This is a genomic window from Streptomyces sp. R302, assembly GCF_012927245.1.
In the GTDB taxonomy this organism is placed as follows: Bacteria; Actinomycetota; Actinomycetes; order Streptomycetales; family Streptomycetaceae; genus Streptomyces.
In genome coordinates this window covers 309,103-324,304 of sequence record NZ_JABBGE010000003.1, presented here as the reverse complement: position 1 = coordinate 324,304, position 15,202 = coordinate 309,103, and the positions used below count along the sequence as shown (strand labels likewise).

17 protein-coding genes are annotated in these 15,202 nt (G+C 72.9%); 10 read left to right on the top strand and 7 right to left on the bottom strand.

What is annotated here, in order from left to right:
- Complete coding sequence (locus tag HHL19_RS11085) at nucleotides 1-417, bottom strand: ATP-binding protein (RefSeq protein ID WP_169088197.1); 417 nt, start codon at nucleotides 415-417, stop codon at nucleotides 1-3.
- 91 nt (nucleotides 418-508) lie between these two features.
- Between HHL19_RS11085 and HHL19_RS11080 the strand changes: the two genes are divergently transcribed.
- Complete coding sequence (locus HHL19_RS11080) at nucleotides 509-1,372, top strand: helix-turn-helix transcriptional regulator (protein ID WP_169088195.1); 864 nt, start codon at nucleotides 509-511, stop codon at nucleotides 1,370-1,372.
- A complete protein-coding gene (locus HHL19_RS11075) occupies nucleotides 1,369-1,614 on the top strand; it encodes a DUF397 domain-containing protein (RefSeq protein WP_169088193.1) in 246 nt (81 codons plus the stop codon). The genes HHL19_RS11080 and HHL19_RS11075 overlap by 4 nt, the downstream gene beginning before the upstream one ends.
- A gap of 49 nt (nucleotides 1,615-1,663) precedes the next feature.
- On the opposite strand, the gene HHL19_RS38090 is transcribed toward HHL19_RS11075, so the two are convergent.
- From HHL19_RS38090 to HHL19_RS11055, 4 genes are all read right to left on the bottom strand, one after another.
- Entirely contained in the window at nucleotides 1,664-2,791 is a 1,128-nt protein-coding gene (locus HHL19_RS38090; RefSeq protein WP_169088191.1) for an FG-GAP-like repeat-containing protein, read from the bottom strand.
- Between the two features lie 95 nt (nucleotides 2,792-2,886).
- A complete protein-coding gene (locus HHL19_RS11065) occupies nucleotides 2,887-4,236 on the bottom strand; it encodes an FG-GAP-like repeat-containing protein (protein ID WP_240981533.1) in 1,350 nt (449 codons plus the stop codon).
- Nucleotides 4,237-4,400: 164 nt separating this feature from the next.
- A complete protein-coding gene (locus tag HHL19_RS11060) occupies nucleotides 4,401-4,577 on the bottom strand; it encodes a hypothetical protein (protein WP_169088189.1) in 177 nt (58 codons plus the stop codon).
- Nucleotides 4,578-4,705: 128 nt separating this feature from the next.
- On the bottom strand, nucleotides 4,706-5,119 hold the full coding sequence (locus HHL19_RS11055) for a hypothetical protein (RefSeq protein WP_169088187.1): 414 nt from the start codon (nucleotides 5,117-5,119) through the stop codon (nucleotides 4,706-4,708).
- A gap of 172 nt (nucleotides 5,120-5,291) precedes the next feature.
- On the opposite strand from HHL19_RS11055, the gene HHL19_RS11050 reads away from it, so the two are divergent.
- Nucleotides 5,292-6,290, top strand: coding sequence for a helix-turn-helix transcriptional regulator (locus tag HHL19_RS11050; protein WP_169088185.1), 999 nt, complete (start codon nucleotides 5,292-5,294; stop codon nucleotides 6,288-6,290).
- Between the two features lie 172 nt (nucleotides 6,291-6,462).
- Complete coding sequence (locus tag HHL19_RS11045; RefSeq protein WP_240981532.1) at nucleotides 6,463-8,475, top strand: protein kinase; 2,013 nt, start codon at nucleotides 6,463-6,465, stop codon at nucleotides 8,473-8,475.
- A gap of 22 nt (nucleotides 8,476-8,497) precedes the next feature.
- Here the strand turns inward: HHL19_RS11045 and HHL19_RS11040 are convergent, their stop codons facing one another.
- Both HHL19_RS11040 and HHL19_RS11035 read right to left on the bottom strand, forming a co-directional pair.
- Complete coding sequence (locus HHL19_RS11040) at nucleotides 8,498-8,899, bottom strand: OB-fold domain-containing protein (RefSeq protein WP_169088181.1); 402 nt, start codon at nucleotides 8,897-8,899, stop codon at nucleotides 8,498-8,500.
- Nucleotides 8,896-9,348 carry a DoxX family membrane protein gene (locus HHL19_RS11035; RefSeq protein WP_169088179.1) on the bottom strand — a complete coding sequence of 151 codons (453 nt, stop codon included), beginning with the start codon at nucleotides 9,346-9,348 and terminating at the stop codon, nucleotides 8,896-8,898. Before HHL19_RS11035 ends, HHL19_RS11040 begins: the two co-directional genes overlap by 4 nt.
- Before the next feature lie 215 nt (nucleotides 9,349-9,563).
- Here HHL19_RS11035 and HHL19_RS11030 point away from each other — a divergent pair, with 215 nt between their 5' ends.
- The 6 genes from HHL19_RS11030 to HHL19_RS11005 all read left to right on the top strand — a co-directional run bounded on the left by HHL19_RS11030 (nucleotide 9,564) and on the right by HHL19_RS11005 (nucleotide 15,193).
- Complete coding sequence (locus HHL19_RS11030; protein WP_169088177.1) at nucleotides 9,564-10,712, top strand: NAD(P)/FAD-dependent oxidoreductase; 1,149 nt, start codon at nucleotides 9,564-9,566, stop codon at nucleotides 10,710-10,712.
- Between the two features lie 143 nt (nucleotides 10,713-10,855).
- The gene (locus tag HHL19_RS11025; RefSeq protein ID WP_169088175.1) at nucleotides 10,856-13,078 is read left to right on the top strand and encodes an acetate--CoA ligase family protein; all 2,223 of its coding nucleotides are present in this window, start codon (nucleotides 10,856-10,858) and stop codon (nucleotides 13,076-13,078) included.
- 120 nt (nucleotides 13,079-13,198) lie between these two features.
- Nucleotides 13,199-13,918, top strand: coding sequence for an enoyl-CoA hydratase-related protein (locus HHL19_RS11020; RefSeq protein ID WP_240981564.1), 720 nt, complete (start codon nucleotides 13,199-13,201; stop codon nucleotides 13,916-13,918).
- Nucleotides 13,919-13,969: 51 nt separating this feature from the next.
- Nucleotides 13,970-14,572: a flavin reductase family protein gene (locus HHL19_RS11015; protein WP_240981531.1), complete on the top strand. Its 603-nt coding sequence runs from the start codon at nucleotides 13,970-13,972 to the stop codon at nucleotides 14,570-14,572.
- A gap of 57 nt (nucleotides 14,573-14,629) precedes the next feature.
- The gene (locus HHL19_RS36765; RefSeq protein WP_169088171.1) at nucleotides 14,630-14,863 is read left to right on the top strand and encodes a type II toxin-antitoxin system RelE/ParE family toxin; all 234 of its coding nucleotides are present in this window, start codon (nucleotides 14,630-14,632) and stop codon (nucleotides 14,861-14,863) included.
- A 27-nt stretch (nucleotides 14,864-14,890) separates the two neighbouring features.
- Nucleotides 14,891-15,193 carry a helix-turn-helix transcriptional regulator gene (locus HHL19_RS11005; RefSeq protein ID WP_169088169.1) on the top strand — a complete coding sequence of 101 codons (303 nt, stop codon included), beginning with the start codon at nucleotides 14,891-14,893 and terminating at the stop codon, nucleotides 15,191-15,193.
- Nucleotides 15,194-15,202 lie beyond the last annotated feature (9 nt).

Below are 15,202 nucleotides of genomic sequence, written 5' to 3'. Positions count from 1 at the left end.
CTACCGACGCGGGACGATCGCCCAGACCGTCTTGCCGACCGTGCGGTCCCTGACGCCCCAGTCCGTCGCGAGGGTGGCCACGAGCAGCAGCCCGTAGCCGCCCTCGTCGGGCTCGGCGGACGGTAACGGCCGGCACTCGCCGCGCGCGTCCGACAGCTCCACCCGTACGTGCCCGCCCTCCCGCTCCATCCGCAGCTCGAAGTCCCGCCCGGGCACCCGCCCGTGCTGCACCGCGTTGTTCGCGAGCTCGGCCACCACCAGCTCCGCCGCCTCCGCCGCGGCCCCCGCCACCCCCCACGCCCGCAACTGGTGCGCCGCCAGCAGCCGGGCCAGGCGCGCGCCCCGGGGCGTGGGTGTCAGACGGAGCGCGAACTCCGGCGCGTACTCACTTGTTGGAGTGGTGATTTCGGGCTTCATGACTCCGAGAGTGGGGCCCGCGACCTACGCTGAACAGCAGCGACGCCACGACGCTGGGTAACTGTACGGGTACGCCAAGAGGGCGGTACGGATGTCGGGGAAACACGAGGAGCGGCCGGAGAAGCCCTCCGAAGTAGACGGTACGGCGCACTTGTTCAAGGCGCTGGGGAAGATCATCAAGGTCCTGCGCACGAACGCGGGCCTGAGCCAGGCACAGCTCGCCACGATCACGCACTGCAGCGAGGACCTGATCTCCGCGATCGAGCGCGGCGTACGGACCCCGCAGCCGGACTTCCTGCTGCTGGCGGACGGCGCGCTGGGGGGTACGGGGGTGCTGACGGCGGCGGTCGAGGACACCGAGAAGGCCCTGTCCCGGGCGCGGGTGCGGCATCCGGACTGGTTCCAGAGCTTCGCGAAGGAGGAGGCGCGGGCGCTGGCTGCGCACTATTACGAGGTGCAGGCGGTGCCGGGCGTTCTTCAGACGCCCGCGTACGCGCGGTCACTGTTCGAGCGCAGCCGCCCGATGCTGGACGAGCAGACCATCGAGAAACGGCTTGCCGACCGGATCTCGCGCCAGACGCTCTTCGAGCGCTGGCCCGCACCGACCCTCACCTTCCTCCTGGAGGCGGCCGTCCTACTCCGCCCCTTCGGCGGGCGGGAGATCCATCGTGAACAGTTGCAGCGCATCCTGGAGATCGGCCAGCGCCGGACTGTCGAACTCCAGATTCTGCCGCTCGACAGCGAGGAGCACCCCTACCTGGGCGGGGCGTTCACGCTGCTGACGCCCCCGGGGCGGCGCGAGGTCGCGTACACCGAGCTCTACGGGCACCCGCGGCTGATCACCGACCCAGAAGAGGTTCGCCAGCACTCGGAGCGTTATGGAATCCTGCGCTCACAGGCACTCACCAAGCGGGAGTCCCTGACCTGGATCGAGAAACTGCTGGGAGAACGATGAGCACCGCGGATCTTGCCTGGTTCAAGAGCAGCTACAGCGGCCCCGAGGGCGGCAACTGCATCGAAGTCGCCTATGACTGGCGCAAGTCCAGCTACAGCAGCGGTGAAGGCGGCAACTGTGTCGAGGTCGCCGCTCACCCCACCCTCATCCACGTCCGTGACTCCAAGGTCCCCCACGGCCCCCAGCTCGCCGTCGCCCCGGCGGCGTGGGCCGCGTTCGTGGGGGCGGCCGGGCGGGCATGACGGAGCCGCCCGGCCTGGGTGACAGGCCGGGCGGTCTCGTACGTACGGGTCAGGCGAGGTGGGTCATGCCGCCCCAGCCCTGGCCGATCTTGACGCCGGACTTGAGGCTGTTGCTCATGCTGGCGTAGTGGTACAGGTCGCCCGAGCTCGCGATGGTGGCGACGACGTCGGCGCGGCCGTCGCTGTCGATGTCGGCGAGGGTGAGCTTGCCGATGCCGCTCCAGTTCTGGCCGATCTGGATGGCGGGGGCGACGCCGGTGGACGTACCGACGTACAGGTTGAGGTTGGCCGTGGCGTCGACCTGGGCGACCAGGTCCGCGCGGCCGTCGCCGTTGAAGTCACCGGCGGCGAGCTTCGACATGCCCGACCAGCCGGAGCCGATCTGCTTGGTGTACGTGACGTCCGTGCCGGTGCCGGAGTAGAGGCGCAGGGTGGCGTCGTCCTTGCGGACCGCGGCGATGTCGGCCTTGCCGTCGCCCGTGAAGTCGCCGGCGACGAAGTCCTCCATCGTGTTCCAGCCGGTGCCGATGACGGTGTGGGACTTGAAGCCGCCGCCGCCGTTGCCGAGGTAGAGGTGGAGCTCGCCGGTGGCGGACGCACGGGCGACCAGGTCGGCGTCGCCGTCGTTGTTGAAGTCGGCCGCCTTCACCTTGTCCATAGCGCCCCAGCCCGGGCCGACCTCGTGCGAGGCGAAGCCGCCCGCGCCGTTGCCCGCGTACATCCGCAGCTTGCCGTCGCTCGCGCTCACGCCGAGCAGGTCGTCGTTGCCGTCGCCGGTGAAGTCGTGGTCGCGCTGGACGGCGGGCTGGGCCGGGTACGGGTCGGCGTGGTCGGTGCCGAGGCCGGCGGCGGCGCCGCAGGTGGGCCAGGCGCCGGGGCCCTGGACGGCGAGGACCTTCTCGGCGATGAGGATCTGTTCCTTCTTGGACGCCTGGTGGGGGTAGGAGGCGTAGGCGCCGCCGCCGAAGCCGTCCCAGGTGGACTTGGCGAACTGGAGGCCGCCGTAGTAGCCGTTGCCGGTGTTGATGGACCAGTTGCCGCCGCTCTCGCACTGGGCGACCTTGTCCCAGGTGGCGACGGAGGCGGCCGAGGCGGAGGGAGCGGAGAGGAGTCCGAGGGCGACGGCGGCGAGGAGGGTTGCGGCGGCGGAGCGGCGAGGGGCGGCGGCGAGCGACATGGTGGCCTTCGATTCGAGGGGAGGGGCTGGGTCGGGGGGCAGGGGCCGGGGCCCGTCCTCGGAGGGAGGGACGGGCCCCGGGGTTTCGGTGCCGCTTAGATGAGGTGGCTCATGCCGCCCCAGCCCTGGCCGACCTTGACGCCCGCCTTCAGGCTGTTGCTCTGGCTCTTGTAGAGGTAGAGGTCGCCGGAGGAGGCGATGGTGGCGACGACGTCGGCGCGGCCGTCGCTGTCGATGTCGGCGAGGGTGAGCTTGCCGATGCCGCTCCAGTTCTGGCCGATCTGGATGGCGGGGGCGACGCCGGTGGACGTACCGACGTACAGGTTGAGGTTGGCCGTGGCGTCGACCTGGGCGACGAGGTCCGCGCGGCCGTCGCCGTTGAAGTCACCGGCGGCGAGCTTCGACATGCCCGACCAGCCGGAGCCGATCTGCTTGGTGTAGGTGACGTCCGTGCCGGTGCCGGAGTAGAGGCGCAGGGTGGCGTCGTCCTTGCGGACGGCGGCGATGTCGGCCTTGCCGTCGCCCGTGAAGTCGCCGGCGACGAAGTCCTCCATCGCGTTCCAGCCGGTGCCGATGACGGTGTGGGACTTGAAGCCGCCGTTGCCGTTGCCGAGGTAGAGGTGGAGCTCGCCGGTGGCGGACGCACGGGCGACCAGGTCGGCGTCGCCGTCGTTGTTGAAGTCGGCCGCCTTCACCTTGTCCATCGCGCCCCAGCCCGGGCCGACCTCGTGCGAGGCGAACGCGCCGTCGCCGTTGCCCGCGTACATCCGCAGCTTGCCGTCGCTCGCGCTCACGCCGAGCAGGTCGTCGTTGAGGTCACCGGTGAAGTCGCGGTCGCCCTTGCTGTACGAGGCGGGGGTCGCGCCGACCGGGGAGATGTAGGCGCTGATGCGCTGGCCGATGCCGCTCGGCGTGTCGCCGACCTGCTTCTGCGAGGCGCTCACCGCGACGTCGGCGACCTTGTCGCTCCAGTTGCCGTGGGTGGTGAGGATCGAGCCGTCCGCGTTGACGGCGGTGACCATGCCGACGTGCTGGGCCCAGCCGTTCGAGTAGTTGAAGACCACGGCGTCGCCGACCTGCGGCTGGTACGAGGACGAGGTGTGCAGCGTGCCGTTCGTCTGGCCGTAGGAGTAGAAGGAGGAGGCCGCGGCGGTCGTGCCGTTGACGTTGAAGTCCGAGTTCTTCCAGACCCACTTCACGAAGTCGGCGCACCAGGGCTCCGCTTCGTACCCCGTGGACGTGTTGCAGCTCGTCATGAAGCCGGTGCCGCCGAGGGAGTTGGTCGAGCAGGCGTGGTCGCCGAGCTGGGCCCGGGCCAGGGCGGCGGCCTGGGAGGTGGTGTCGGCGAAGGCCGGGGCGGTGGCGAGGCTCAGGGTGCAGCCCATGGCGGCGAGGATGACGCCGGTGCCGGAGAGGGTACGACGGGTGCGGGAAGACATGGACATGTCAGATCCTTCGGGTAAGGGTCCTGCGGAGGAAGGTTTTCGGTGGGGCCCGCACGCGGTCCGTACGACTGCTGCCCTGCAGGAGCAGCGGTCGGGAGACGACGCCGACGGGCGGGAGAGGGGCGAGGCCGGTGACCGAAAAGGGCCGGTGCCCAGGGGGGGGCTTACTGCCAGATCATGTCGTCGGTCGTGTCGATGACCGAGCCGTCGCCGGGGAGCGCCGCGGCCGAGACGTGCGGGGTGGCCGGGCCGGCGGTGAGGTCCGCGGCCAGGGCGGCGGCGGGGGCGGCGAGGGCGAGGGTGGCGACCGCGGCGGCCAGGGCGAGACGGGTGCGGATCATGGCGAAGTCCTCTTCTGGGTGTCGGTGCACCCGGACGGATGTCCAGGTGTGTGGCCCGAACCGGTCGCATCCCGCGGTGACGCGCTTTCGGCTCCTGCCCCGCCGGTCGGTGTCCCTTCCGGCGATCACTACTTTCGTCGCTGGTCAGAGCCGCCGGAAGGGGTTCCGGGTGGCCCGAAAGGGCCTTGGACCTTTCCGTCCAGCACCCGGGGTCCGGGGCCGGAAAGGGACAGCTCCCGTTCGAGGAGGGGTGCCATCAGCGGGACCTCGGCCTCCAGGAGGGACCAGCCGTCGAACTCGGGGCAGTCGCGCAGGACGCGCCGGCACACGGCGCGGGCCGTCGCCTCCGCCTCGGCGAGCCGGTCCGCCAGGACGTAGAAGCCGAGGACGGGGTGGGGCAGCGCGTGCGGGTGGACGGCGACGTGCTCGACGCGCTCCTCGGGCCGGGCCCGGCCGAGGACGAGCGCGCGGACGCGGGCGCGGGAGGGCAGGGCGGTGGCGCCGCCGCCGGGGGCGGCCATGCGGGCGTGGACGAGGTACATACCTATGAGCCAAACAGGGCGGGACGCCCGGCGATACCGCTGACCAGAGGCCCCTTCCGGCCCTGGCCCCTTCCGTCCAACCCGCCTCCCGACCATGCCACTCGGAGATCCGCTATGGCATGATCACGTGGCTTGAACAGGTTGCTGATGAAGTCTCTCGGGGGGGCTGAGGATGCTGGCTGTACTGGGTCTCGACGCGTGCGCGGAGGCCGTCTATCGCGCGATGCTGGCGGAGCCGCGGGCCGGTGTGGCCGCCCTCGCCGGGGCCGCGGGACAGACCGAGGAGCAGGTGCGGGACGCCCTGGACCTGCTGAGCGAGCTCGCGCTCGTCCAGCCCTCCGCCGAGCGGGAGGGCGGACTCCGGGCCGTCTCGCCGGACATCGGGATGGAGATCCTGCTCGCCCGCCAGCACGCCGAACTCGCCGCCCAGCAGCAGCGGGTGGAGACCTCGCGGGCCGCCGCCGCCCGGCTGATCGCCGAGTTCGCCGACCTGCGGCCCCAGTCGCCGAGTCCGGGCGTGGAGCAGCTCGTCGGGCTCGACCGGATCCGCGAGACCCTGACCCGGCTCACCCGTGAGATGACCACCGAGGTGATGACCTTCGCCCCCGACGGGGCGCACACCCCGGAGTCCATAGCGGCGGCCCGCCCGCTCAACGAGGCGCTCCTCGACCGCGGCATCCGGATGCGGACCATCTACCTCGACAGCGCGCGCAACAGCCCGCACACCGTCGAGTACGTCTCCTGGCTGTCGGAGCGCGGCGCGCAGATCCGGACCGTGCCCGTGCTGCCGACCCGCATGATCATCACGGACCGCTCGACCGCCGTCATCCCGGTCGACAGCGACGACACCGCCGCCGGCGCCGTGGTCCTCACCGGGCAGGGCACGCTCACCGCGCTGTGCGCGCTCTTCGAGACGACCTGGGCGGCCGCGCAGCCGCTGGGCGAGGCGGGTGCGCGCAACCCGCAGGGGCTGACGGGGCCGGAGGCGACCACCGTCCAGCTGCTCTCCGAGGGCTACACGGACGAGGCGATCGCCAAGCGGCTCGGGGTCTCGCAGCGCACGGCCCGGCGGATCGCCACGGACCTGATGGAGCGCCTCGGCGCGCGCAGCCGGTTCGAGGCGGGCGTACGGGCGGTCCAGCACGGCTGGCTCCCGTCCCGGCCGCGCTGACCGTCCCGGCCGCGCCTACCGTCCCGGCCGCGCCGAGTTCACTCCCCCTTGGCGCCCCCTCCACCGAACCTTCAACCACAGCCGCGTAACAACGCCTTGACGGCGATTCAGATGGTCATCGCACTGGGCTACCCTGTGGCCCATGCAGGGGGAATTGGAAAACGACTCTAGTTTGGCCGGGAGCGGAGCGATACCGCTCGACGCGGACGACCCGCGCCGCATCGGCGCGTTCCGCCTGCTCGGAGTGCTCGGCTCCGGCGGCATGGGCCGTGTCTACCTGGGCGCGGTCCCGGGGACGTACGCGGCCGTGAAGAGGGTGCTGCCCTCGCTCGCGGAGGACAAGGACTTCCTCAGCCACTTCGGGCACGAGCTGGACAACCTGGCGCGGCTGCCCGGTGGGGCGAGCACCAAGCTGCTGGCGAGCGACCGGCTGGCGAAGCCGCCGTGGTTCGCGACCGAGTTCATCCCGGGCGTGACGCTCAACGACGCGCTGCGGCTCAACGGCGGACCGCTGCCCGCGGAGGCCCTGTGGCGGCTGCTGCGGGAGGCGGCGGCGGGGCTGCGGACGGTGCACGCGGCGGAGATGGTGCACCGGGACCTCAAGCCGTCGAACGTGATGCTCACCGAGGACGGGCTCTCGCTCATCGACTTCGGCGTGGCGCGCGCGGCCGACCAGAGCCGGCTGACCAAGACCGGCATGATCATCGGGACGCCCGCGTACATGGCGCCCGAGCAGGCCGTCGCGGACAAGGTGCTGACGGGCGCGGCGGACGTCTTCGCCCTCGGCAGCCTCGTCCTGTACGCGGCCAACGGACGGCCGCCGTTCGGGGACGGCTCCGGGCACGACCTGCTCTACCGGGTCGTCCACGGCGAGCCGGACTTCGGACGGCTCCCGGACACCGACCCCGATCTCGCCGACCTCGTCCGTACGTGCCTCGCCAAGGACCCCGCGGACCGGCCGACCGCCACCGAACTCGTCGGGCACGCGGACGCGCGCGCGGCAGGGGTCGCGTGGCCCGAGGCGGTCAGGGCGCGGATCGCGGAACGGACCGCCTTCGCCGCCGGCGCGCCGACCGCCGAGGCCCTGGCCGAACTGGAGGCCGCCGACCCGTCGAAGGACGTCGACACGGCCCCGCTGACCCCGCAGACCCCGGCGACCGACCCCGCGTACGTCCTCGCCGGAAAGCAGGCGTCCGGCAAGGAGCACAAGCGGCGCAACCGCCTGGTCATGCTGGCCGTGCCCGTCGTCATCACCACCGGCACGACCCTGACCCTGACCCTGGGCCCGTACGAGATCGGCAAGGCGGGCGCGGGCGGCCGCCCCTCCGCCCAGCCGACCGCCGTGATCTCCCCGTCGGCGTCGCAGCCGTCCGCGTCCGTCCCCGGCGCGAAGCCCTCGACCTCCGCGAAGCCGTCGGGCTCGGCGTCCACGTCCGCGTCCGCCTCGGCGTCCACGACCTCCGTGCCGCCGGGCGCCCCGCCGCCGCCCGCGGACGGCGGCGGAAGCGTCACAGGCGGCGGGGGCGGGGGCGGCGGCTCGTCGACGACCGGCGGGGGCGGTACGTCGACCTCCGGCGGATCGTCCGGGGGCTCTTCGGGGGGCTCATCGGGGGGCTCCTCCACCACGTCGGGGGGCACCTCAGGAGGTTCGACCTCGGGGAGTACGACCTCGGGCGGTTCGACCTCCGGCGGTTCGACCTCCGGCGGTTCGACCACCACCGCGCCCCACCCCACCACGACCGCGCCCAAGCCACCGCCGACCTCCGGCAGCGGCGGTTCGGGGCCCTCGGGGACGTACTCCCTGGAGAACGGGACGAGCGGCAACTGCCTGGCGGAGTACGACCAGGGGTTCGCCGTCACCGTCAGCTCGGTAGCGTGCGGCTCCAGGCCCGAGTCGGCGTCCTACTCCTGGACGTACAGGTCCAACGGGGACGGCACCTTCCGGCTGGTCAGCAAGGGCTCCAACAAGTGCCTCCAGTTCACCGAGTCCATCACCGCCTCCGTCGCCGCCTGCACCGGCGCGAGCAACCAGTCCTGGAAGTTCGCCGCCTCCACGTCGGCCGGGCGACAGCTGAAGAACGTGAGCAACAGCCAGTGCCTGTCCGCCAACCCCGGCGGGGTGTCCTCCTTCGCCTGCAACACCTCCTGGCCCAGCCAGTTCTGGCGCAACATCGGCGCTCTGTAGGCGGCGCCGGGTCTCTCACCCTCTAGGAGCGGCCCGCGGTGAAGACCGGTACGGCCACTCCGCCCTCGCCCGCCCGGAAGGCGACCGTCAGGGCCATGCCCACGTGGAGTTCGGGCTCCGGGACGTCCACGACCTCCGTCATCATGCGCGGGCCCTCCGCCAGGTCGACGACGGCCGCCACGTAGGGGACGCGGGCGCCGAAGGGCGGGAGGTCGTTGCGGTGGACGACGGACCACGTGTAGAGCGTGGCGCGGCCGCTCGCGGGGACCCAGTCGACGTCCTCGCTCCAGCAGTGCGGGCAGAACTCGCGGGGGTAGTGGTGGGGGCGGTCGCAGGTCCGGCAGTGGCGGATCAGGAGGCGGCCCTCGGCGGCGGCGTCCCAGTAGGCGCGGGTGAAGGCGTCGACGTCGGGGGTGGCCGTCATGAGAAGAGTCCGATCGCGGCGTCGAGGGACCAGGTCTGCCAGGACATGGCGAAGAGGGCCACGAGGGAGATCAGCGCCATCATCGCGTTCTGCCCCTGCTCGGCCCAGTCGTGGATCATGAGGACGAGGTAGAGGAGGTTGAGGAGGAGGCCGGCGGCCAGGGCCACCGGGGTGAGGAAGCCGGATATCAGGCCCAGGCCGAGGGCCAGCTCGGCGTAGACGACGACGTACGCCATGAGGCGGGGGCGCGGGGCGACGATCGCGTCGAAGCCCTTCCGCACCGGTGCCCATCGGTGCTTGGACGCCACGTCCGCCGCCCAGGCGATGCCGGTGCCGCGCTCGAACCAGCCCTTCCTGTCCTTGTGGCGCCAGCTCTCCAGCCACCACAGGCCGAGGCCTATACGGAGGACGGCGAGCCATTCGGCGCCGGTGAGCCAGACGGTCTGCATGGGTGGTCCTCCTCGGCGGGGCCCTGAGATCCGGGATCCGGGATCCGGGATCCGGGATCCGGGATCCGGGATCCGGGATCCGGGATCTGACGGTACGTCAGTTCAGCGCAGCACCCCCGCCCTCCGCAAGGGGGCTGCGCGCGTGACCGATTCGCAACCGAAATCCCTTCTCGACCGAGACCCACTACGTGTACACGTCATTACGCTCAGCATTCATGGTCACCACCACCCCCCAAGAACCGGTGTACGTCATCGGCGCCGGCCCCGGCGGGCTCGCGGTCGCCGCCACCCTGCGCGCCCGCGGCGTCCGCGCCGTGGTCCTGGAGAAGTCCGGGTCCGTCGGCACCTCCTGGCGCGGCCACTACGACCGGCTGCGGCTGCACACCACCCGCCGCCTCTCCGGCCTGCCCGGGCTGCGGATACCCCGCGCGTACGGCCGCTGGGTCGCCCGCGCCGACCTCGTCCGCTACCTGGAGGCGTACGCCGAGAAGCACGAGCTGGACGTCGTCACCGGCGTCGAGGTGCACCGGATCGAACCCGCCGCGGACGGCACCGGGTCCTGGACGCTGCACGCGAGCGGCGGGCGGCGGCTCACCGGCCGGGCCGTGGTCGTCGCCACCGGCTACAACCACACCCCGTCCGTCCCCGCGTGGCCGGGCCTCGACTCGTACCGGGGCGAGCTGATCCACGCCCGCGAGTACCGCACCCCGGAGCCGTACGCGGGCAAGGACGTGCTCGTCGTCGGCGTCGGGAACACCGGCGCCGAGATCGCCGCCGACCTCGCCGGGGGCGGCGCCGCCCGGGTCAGGCTCGCCGTCCGCACCGCCCCGCACATCGTGCGCCGCACCACCGCCGGCTGGCCCGCCCAGCGCACCGGCATCCTGATCCGCCGCCTCCCGCCCCGCCTGGTGGACCGGCTCGGCGCCGGCCTGGCCCGGCTCGCCGTCCCCGACCTCACCGCCCACGGCCTCCCCCGCCCCGACACGGGCCTCGCCACCCGCGCCCGGGCCGGCGCGATCCCGGTCCAGGACGTCGGCCTGATCGACGCCGTGCGCGCCGGGAAGGTCGAGGTCGTCGCGGCCGTCGAGGCCCTGGAGGGCACCGAGGTCGTCCTCGCCGACGGCACCCGGATCGCCCCGGACGCGGTCGTCGCCGCCACCGGCTACCGCCGCGCCCTCGAACCGCTCGTCGGCCACCTCGGCGGCGTCCTCGACGATCGCGGCCGCCCCCTCGCCCGAGGCCCCCGCAGCCCGGAGGGCCACCCCGGCCTCTACTTCACCGGCTTCACCAACCCGATCAGCGGCATGCTCCGCGAACTCTCCCGGGACGCGGAACGCATCGCGCGCCGCATCGCCCGGAAGTAGGCCCCCCTCTCCCTCCACGACCCTTGCTCCACACCCCTTCCTCCGCACCGCCCCATTCCTGACTAGCCGTCAGTTCTGTAATCTGACTATGCGTCAGGTCACTTGTCCGGGACGCGTCCTGCACGGAAGGGCGGAGCGCAACGATGCTTGGATCGACTCACGGCACCTTCACCACCGGTCTGCGCGCCCGCGTGGACGCCTGCGGGGAATCCCCCCGCACCGCCGTCCACGGGCACGCCGCCGCGCCCGGCGACCGGGACGTCAGCGGACGGGAGCTGTACGCCGGGGTCCCCGACCTCGACCGCTTCTTCCGGCCCCGGTCCGTCGCCGTCGTCGGCGCCTCCGACACCGAAGGGCGGCCCAACACCGGCATCACCCGGCAGCTGCTCGCCTGGGCCGAGCGGGTCGGCGCGGAGCTCGTACCCGTGCACCCGACCCGTACCGCCGTCTTCGGCATCGACTGCGTGCGCTCCGTCAAGGAGCTGGCGGAGCCCGTGGACCTCGCCGTCCTCCTCGTCGCCGACCCGCTGCCCGTCGTCGAGGAGCTCGGCGAGGCCGGGGTGCGGTTCGCCGTCGCCTTCGCCTCCGGCTTCGCCGAGACCGGCGCCTCCGGGGCCGCCGCGCAGGAGCGGCTCGCCGAGGCCGTGCGCCGTACCGGCATCCGCCTCCTCGGACCCAACACCAACCTCAACGCCTTCGAGCGCTTCCGCGACGACCTCGAAGGCCCCGCCGTCGCCCTCATCACCCAGTCCGGACACCAGGGCCGGCCCGTCTTCACCCTCCAGGAACTGGGCGTCCGCCTCTCCCACTGGGCGCCGACCGGCAACGAGGCCGACCTGGAGACCGCCGACTTCGTCTCGTACTTCGCCTCCCTGCCGGAGGTCGGCGCCATCGCCGCGTACGTGGAAGGGCTCAAGGACGGGCGGTCGTTCCTGCTCGCCGCCGACCGCGCCGCCCGCGAGGGCGTGCCCGTGGTGGCCGTGAAGGTCGGCAGGACCGAGACCGGCGCCCGCACCGCCGCCTCCCACACCGGGAAGCTGACCGGCGCGGACCGGGTCGTGGACGCGGCCATGCGGCAGTTCGGCGTCATCCGCGTCGACGGCCTCGACCAGCTCCAGGACACCGCGGCCCTCCTCGCCCGCGCCCGCGCGCCGCTCGCCGAGGGCGTCGTCGTCTACTCGATCTCCGGCGGTACGGGCGCCCACTTCGCCGACCTCGCGACGGCGGCGGGCCTGACCCTCCCGCCCCTGGGCGACGCCAAGCAGGCCGAACTGCACCAGTGGATCCCGGAGTACCTCCACGTCGCCAACCCCGTCGACAACGGCGGCCACCCCGTCGGCGACTGGCGCGGCCGGAAGATCATCGACGCGATCCTCGCCGACCCGTCCGTGGGCGTGCTGATCTGCCCGATCACCGGCCCCTTCCCCCCGATGAGCGACCGGCTCGCACAGGACCTGGTGGAGGCCGCCGAGGCCACCGACAAGCTGGTGTGCGTGGTGTGGGGCTCGCCCGTCGGCACCGAGGACGCCTACCGGACCACCCTCCTCGGCTCCTCCCGCGTCGCCACCTTCCGCACCTTCGCCAACTGCATCGGCGCCGTGAAGGCCTACCTCGACCACCACCGCTTCACCGCCGGCTACCGCTCCCCCTTCGACGAGGCCCCCCGCACCCCCTCCCCGTCCTTCCGCAAGGCCCAGGCCCTGATGCGGCCGGGGCAGCGGCTCAGCGAGCACGCCGCCAAGCAGCTGCTGCGCGCGTACGGCATCCGCGTCCCGCGCGAGCAGCTGGTGACGAGCGCGGCGGCGGCCGTCCGGGCGGCCGGCCTCGTCGGCTACCCGGTGGTGATGAAGGCCTCGGGCGCGCGGCTCGCCCACAAGACGGAGCTCGGACTTGTGAAGGTCGGCCTGACCTCCGCGAGCCAGGTCCGCGACGCGTACCGCGACCTCACCGACATCGCCCGCTACGAGGAGATCGACCTCGACGGCATCCTCGTCTGCCAGATGGTCGGCACAGGCGTCGAGATGGTCGTCGGCGTCACCCGGGACGACCTCTTCGGCCCCACGGTCACGGTCGGCCTCGGCGGCGTCCTGGTGGAGGTCCTGAACGACACCGCCGTCCGCGTCCCGCCCTTCGGCGAGCCGGAGGCCCGCTCGATGCTGGACGAACTGCGCGGCCGAGCCCTCCTCGACGGCGTACGCGGCGCACCGCCGGCCGACGTCGACGCGCTCGTCGAAGTCGTGCTCCGGGTCCAGCGGATGGCCCTCGAACTCGACGGCGACCTCTCCGAACTCGACATCAACCCGCTGATGGTGCTGCCGCGCGGGCAGGGCGCGGTGGCCCTGGACGCGCTGGCGGTCTGCCGATAGGTCCGCCGATGGATCCGCCGATCCGCCGATCTGCCGATAGGAGCCCGCGTGTCCTCCTCCGACGTACTCCACTCCACCGAGAACGGCGTCTCCTGGATCACCCTCAACCGCCCCGAGGCCATGAACGCGGTGACCTGGGACCAGCGGGAACGCATCATCGCCCTCCTGGCGGAAGCCTCCGCCGACCCGTCCGTCAGGGCCGTGGTGATCACCGCCACCGGCCGCGGCTTCTGCGCGGGCGCGGACCTGCGGGGCGCGCCCTCCCTCGGGGACAAGGTCGCCGGAGACGTCTCCCGCATGATCCGCGCGGGCGCGCAGCGCTTCATCGCGGCCGTCATGGACTGCGAGAAGCCGGTGATCGCTGCGGTGAACGGCACGGCGGCGGGCATCGGCGCGCACCTGGCCTTCGCCTGCGACCTGGTCCTGGCCGCCGAGTCCGCCCGCTTCGTGGAGGTCTTCGTCCGCCGCGGCCTGGTCCCCGACGGCGGCGGCGCCTACCTGCTTCCGCGGCTGGTGGGCCCCCGCCGCGCGAAGGAGCTGATGTTCTTCGGCGACGCGCTCCCGGCGGCGGAGGCGCAGGCGATGGGCCTGGTGAACCGCGTCGTCCCGCCCGAAGACCTGCCGAAGACGGCCCGCGCCTGGGCCGAACGCCTCGCCCAAGGCCCCACCCGAGCCCTCGCCCTGACGAAGCAGCTGGTCGACGCCGCCCTGGACACCGACCGCGCCACCGCCTTCGCGGCGGAGGCGACGGCCCAGGAACTGAACATGACGACCAGGGACGCCCAGGAGGGCGTGGCGAGCTTCGTGGAGCGGAGGGAGGCGCGGTACGAGGGCCGATGACATCCGGCACCGACCTTCCCACCTGACGCTCCGTCAGTTTAAATACCTCCCATGATGGGACACGCGGGGATGGCGGCCACCGTCGTCCGACACCTGAGAGCGGCCGGGGCGCCCACGGCCGTCGAACCCCTCCCCCGGCCCGCCCTGCGGGCCGTACGGGAGGACGAGCGGGCGCCGGTGGACCCGGCGGAGTTCCGGCGCGTGCTCGGCCACTTCGCGAGCGGCGTCACCCTCGTGACGACCGTGGACGAGACCGGCCCGACGGGCTTCGCCTGCCAGTCCTTCGCCTCCCTCTCCCTGGACCCGCCCCTGGTCGCCTTCATGGTCGCCAGGACATCCACCACCTGGCCCCGCATAGCCGCCGCCGGCACCTTCTGCGTCAACATCCTCGGCGCCGACCAGGGCCCCCTGTGCCGCGCCTTCGCGGCCAGCGGCACCGACAAGTTCGCCGGCGTCCCCTGGACCCCCGCCCCCGTCACCGGCACCCCCCGCCTCCCCTCCGCCCCCGCCTGGATCGACTGCACGATCACCACCGTCCACACGGGCGGCGACCACCTGATCGTCGTCGGCCGCGTGGAGGCGCTGGACGCGGAGGAAGGCGACGCGGAGCCCCTGCTCTTCCACCGGGGGCGGTTCGGGCGGTTCGCACCCTGACGGGACCACTCGTTCGGGTACTCCCGAGCGCAACGGCTCCGTGCGGTCGAGCCGGAGGTGGAGCAGTGGTTCCTCGGGCTCAGCCCTGGCCATCGCGGTACCGTCGCGTTCTCCATCGACCTGCCGGCGGACCAGGGCGTGCACGTGGGCGAGCCGTACACCCGGCAGCTGTCCGGCAAGGTCAGGGAGCTGCGCTTCCACCTGGACGGCGACGCGGTGCGTGTGACGTACGGGATCGCACCGGGACGGCCGCGCAGGCCGTCCCGGCCTGGGGTCGGTGCGTCGCACTAGAGCACACCGTCGACGAGGAGTGAGCCGATGACCAGCCGCGGAGACTGGGCCCGGTTGCGGGAGGACGCCCTGGGCGACCCCGAGGCCGCCGCCGCGTACGACGCCGCCCGGATCCGGTTCGAGCTGGGCCGCGCCGTGCGGGAGCGGCGCGAGGAGCTGGGGATGACGCAGGCCCAGCTCGCCCGGGCGGCCGGGCTCCAGCAGCCCTCCGTCGCCCGCTTCGAGGCCGGCGGCACCATGCCGACCCTCCCCATGCTCGAACGGCTGGCGGCCGCCCTGGGGCTGCGCCTTCACGTCGGGTTCGAGCCCCTGAGCCGCGCGGCGGGGTGAACGGGGCCG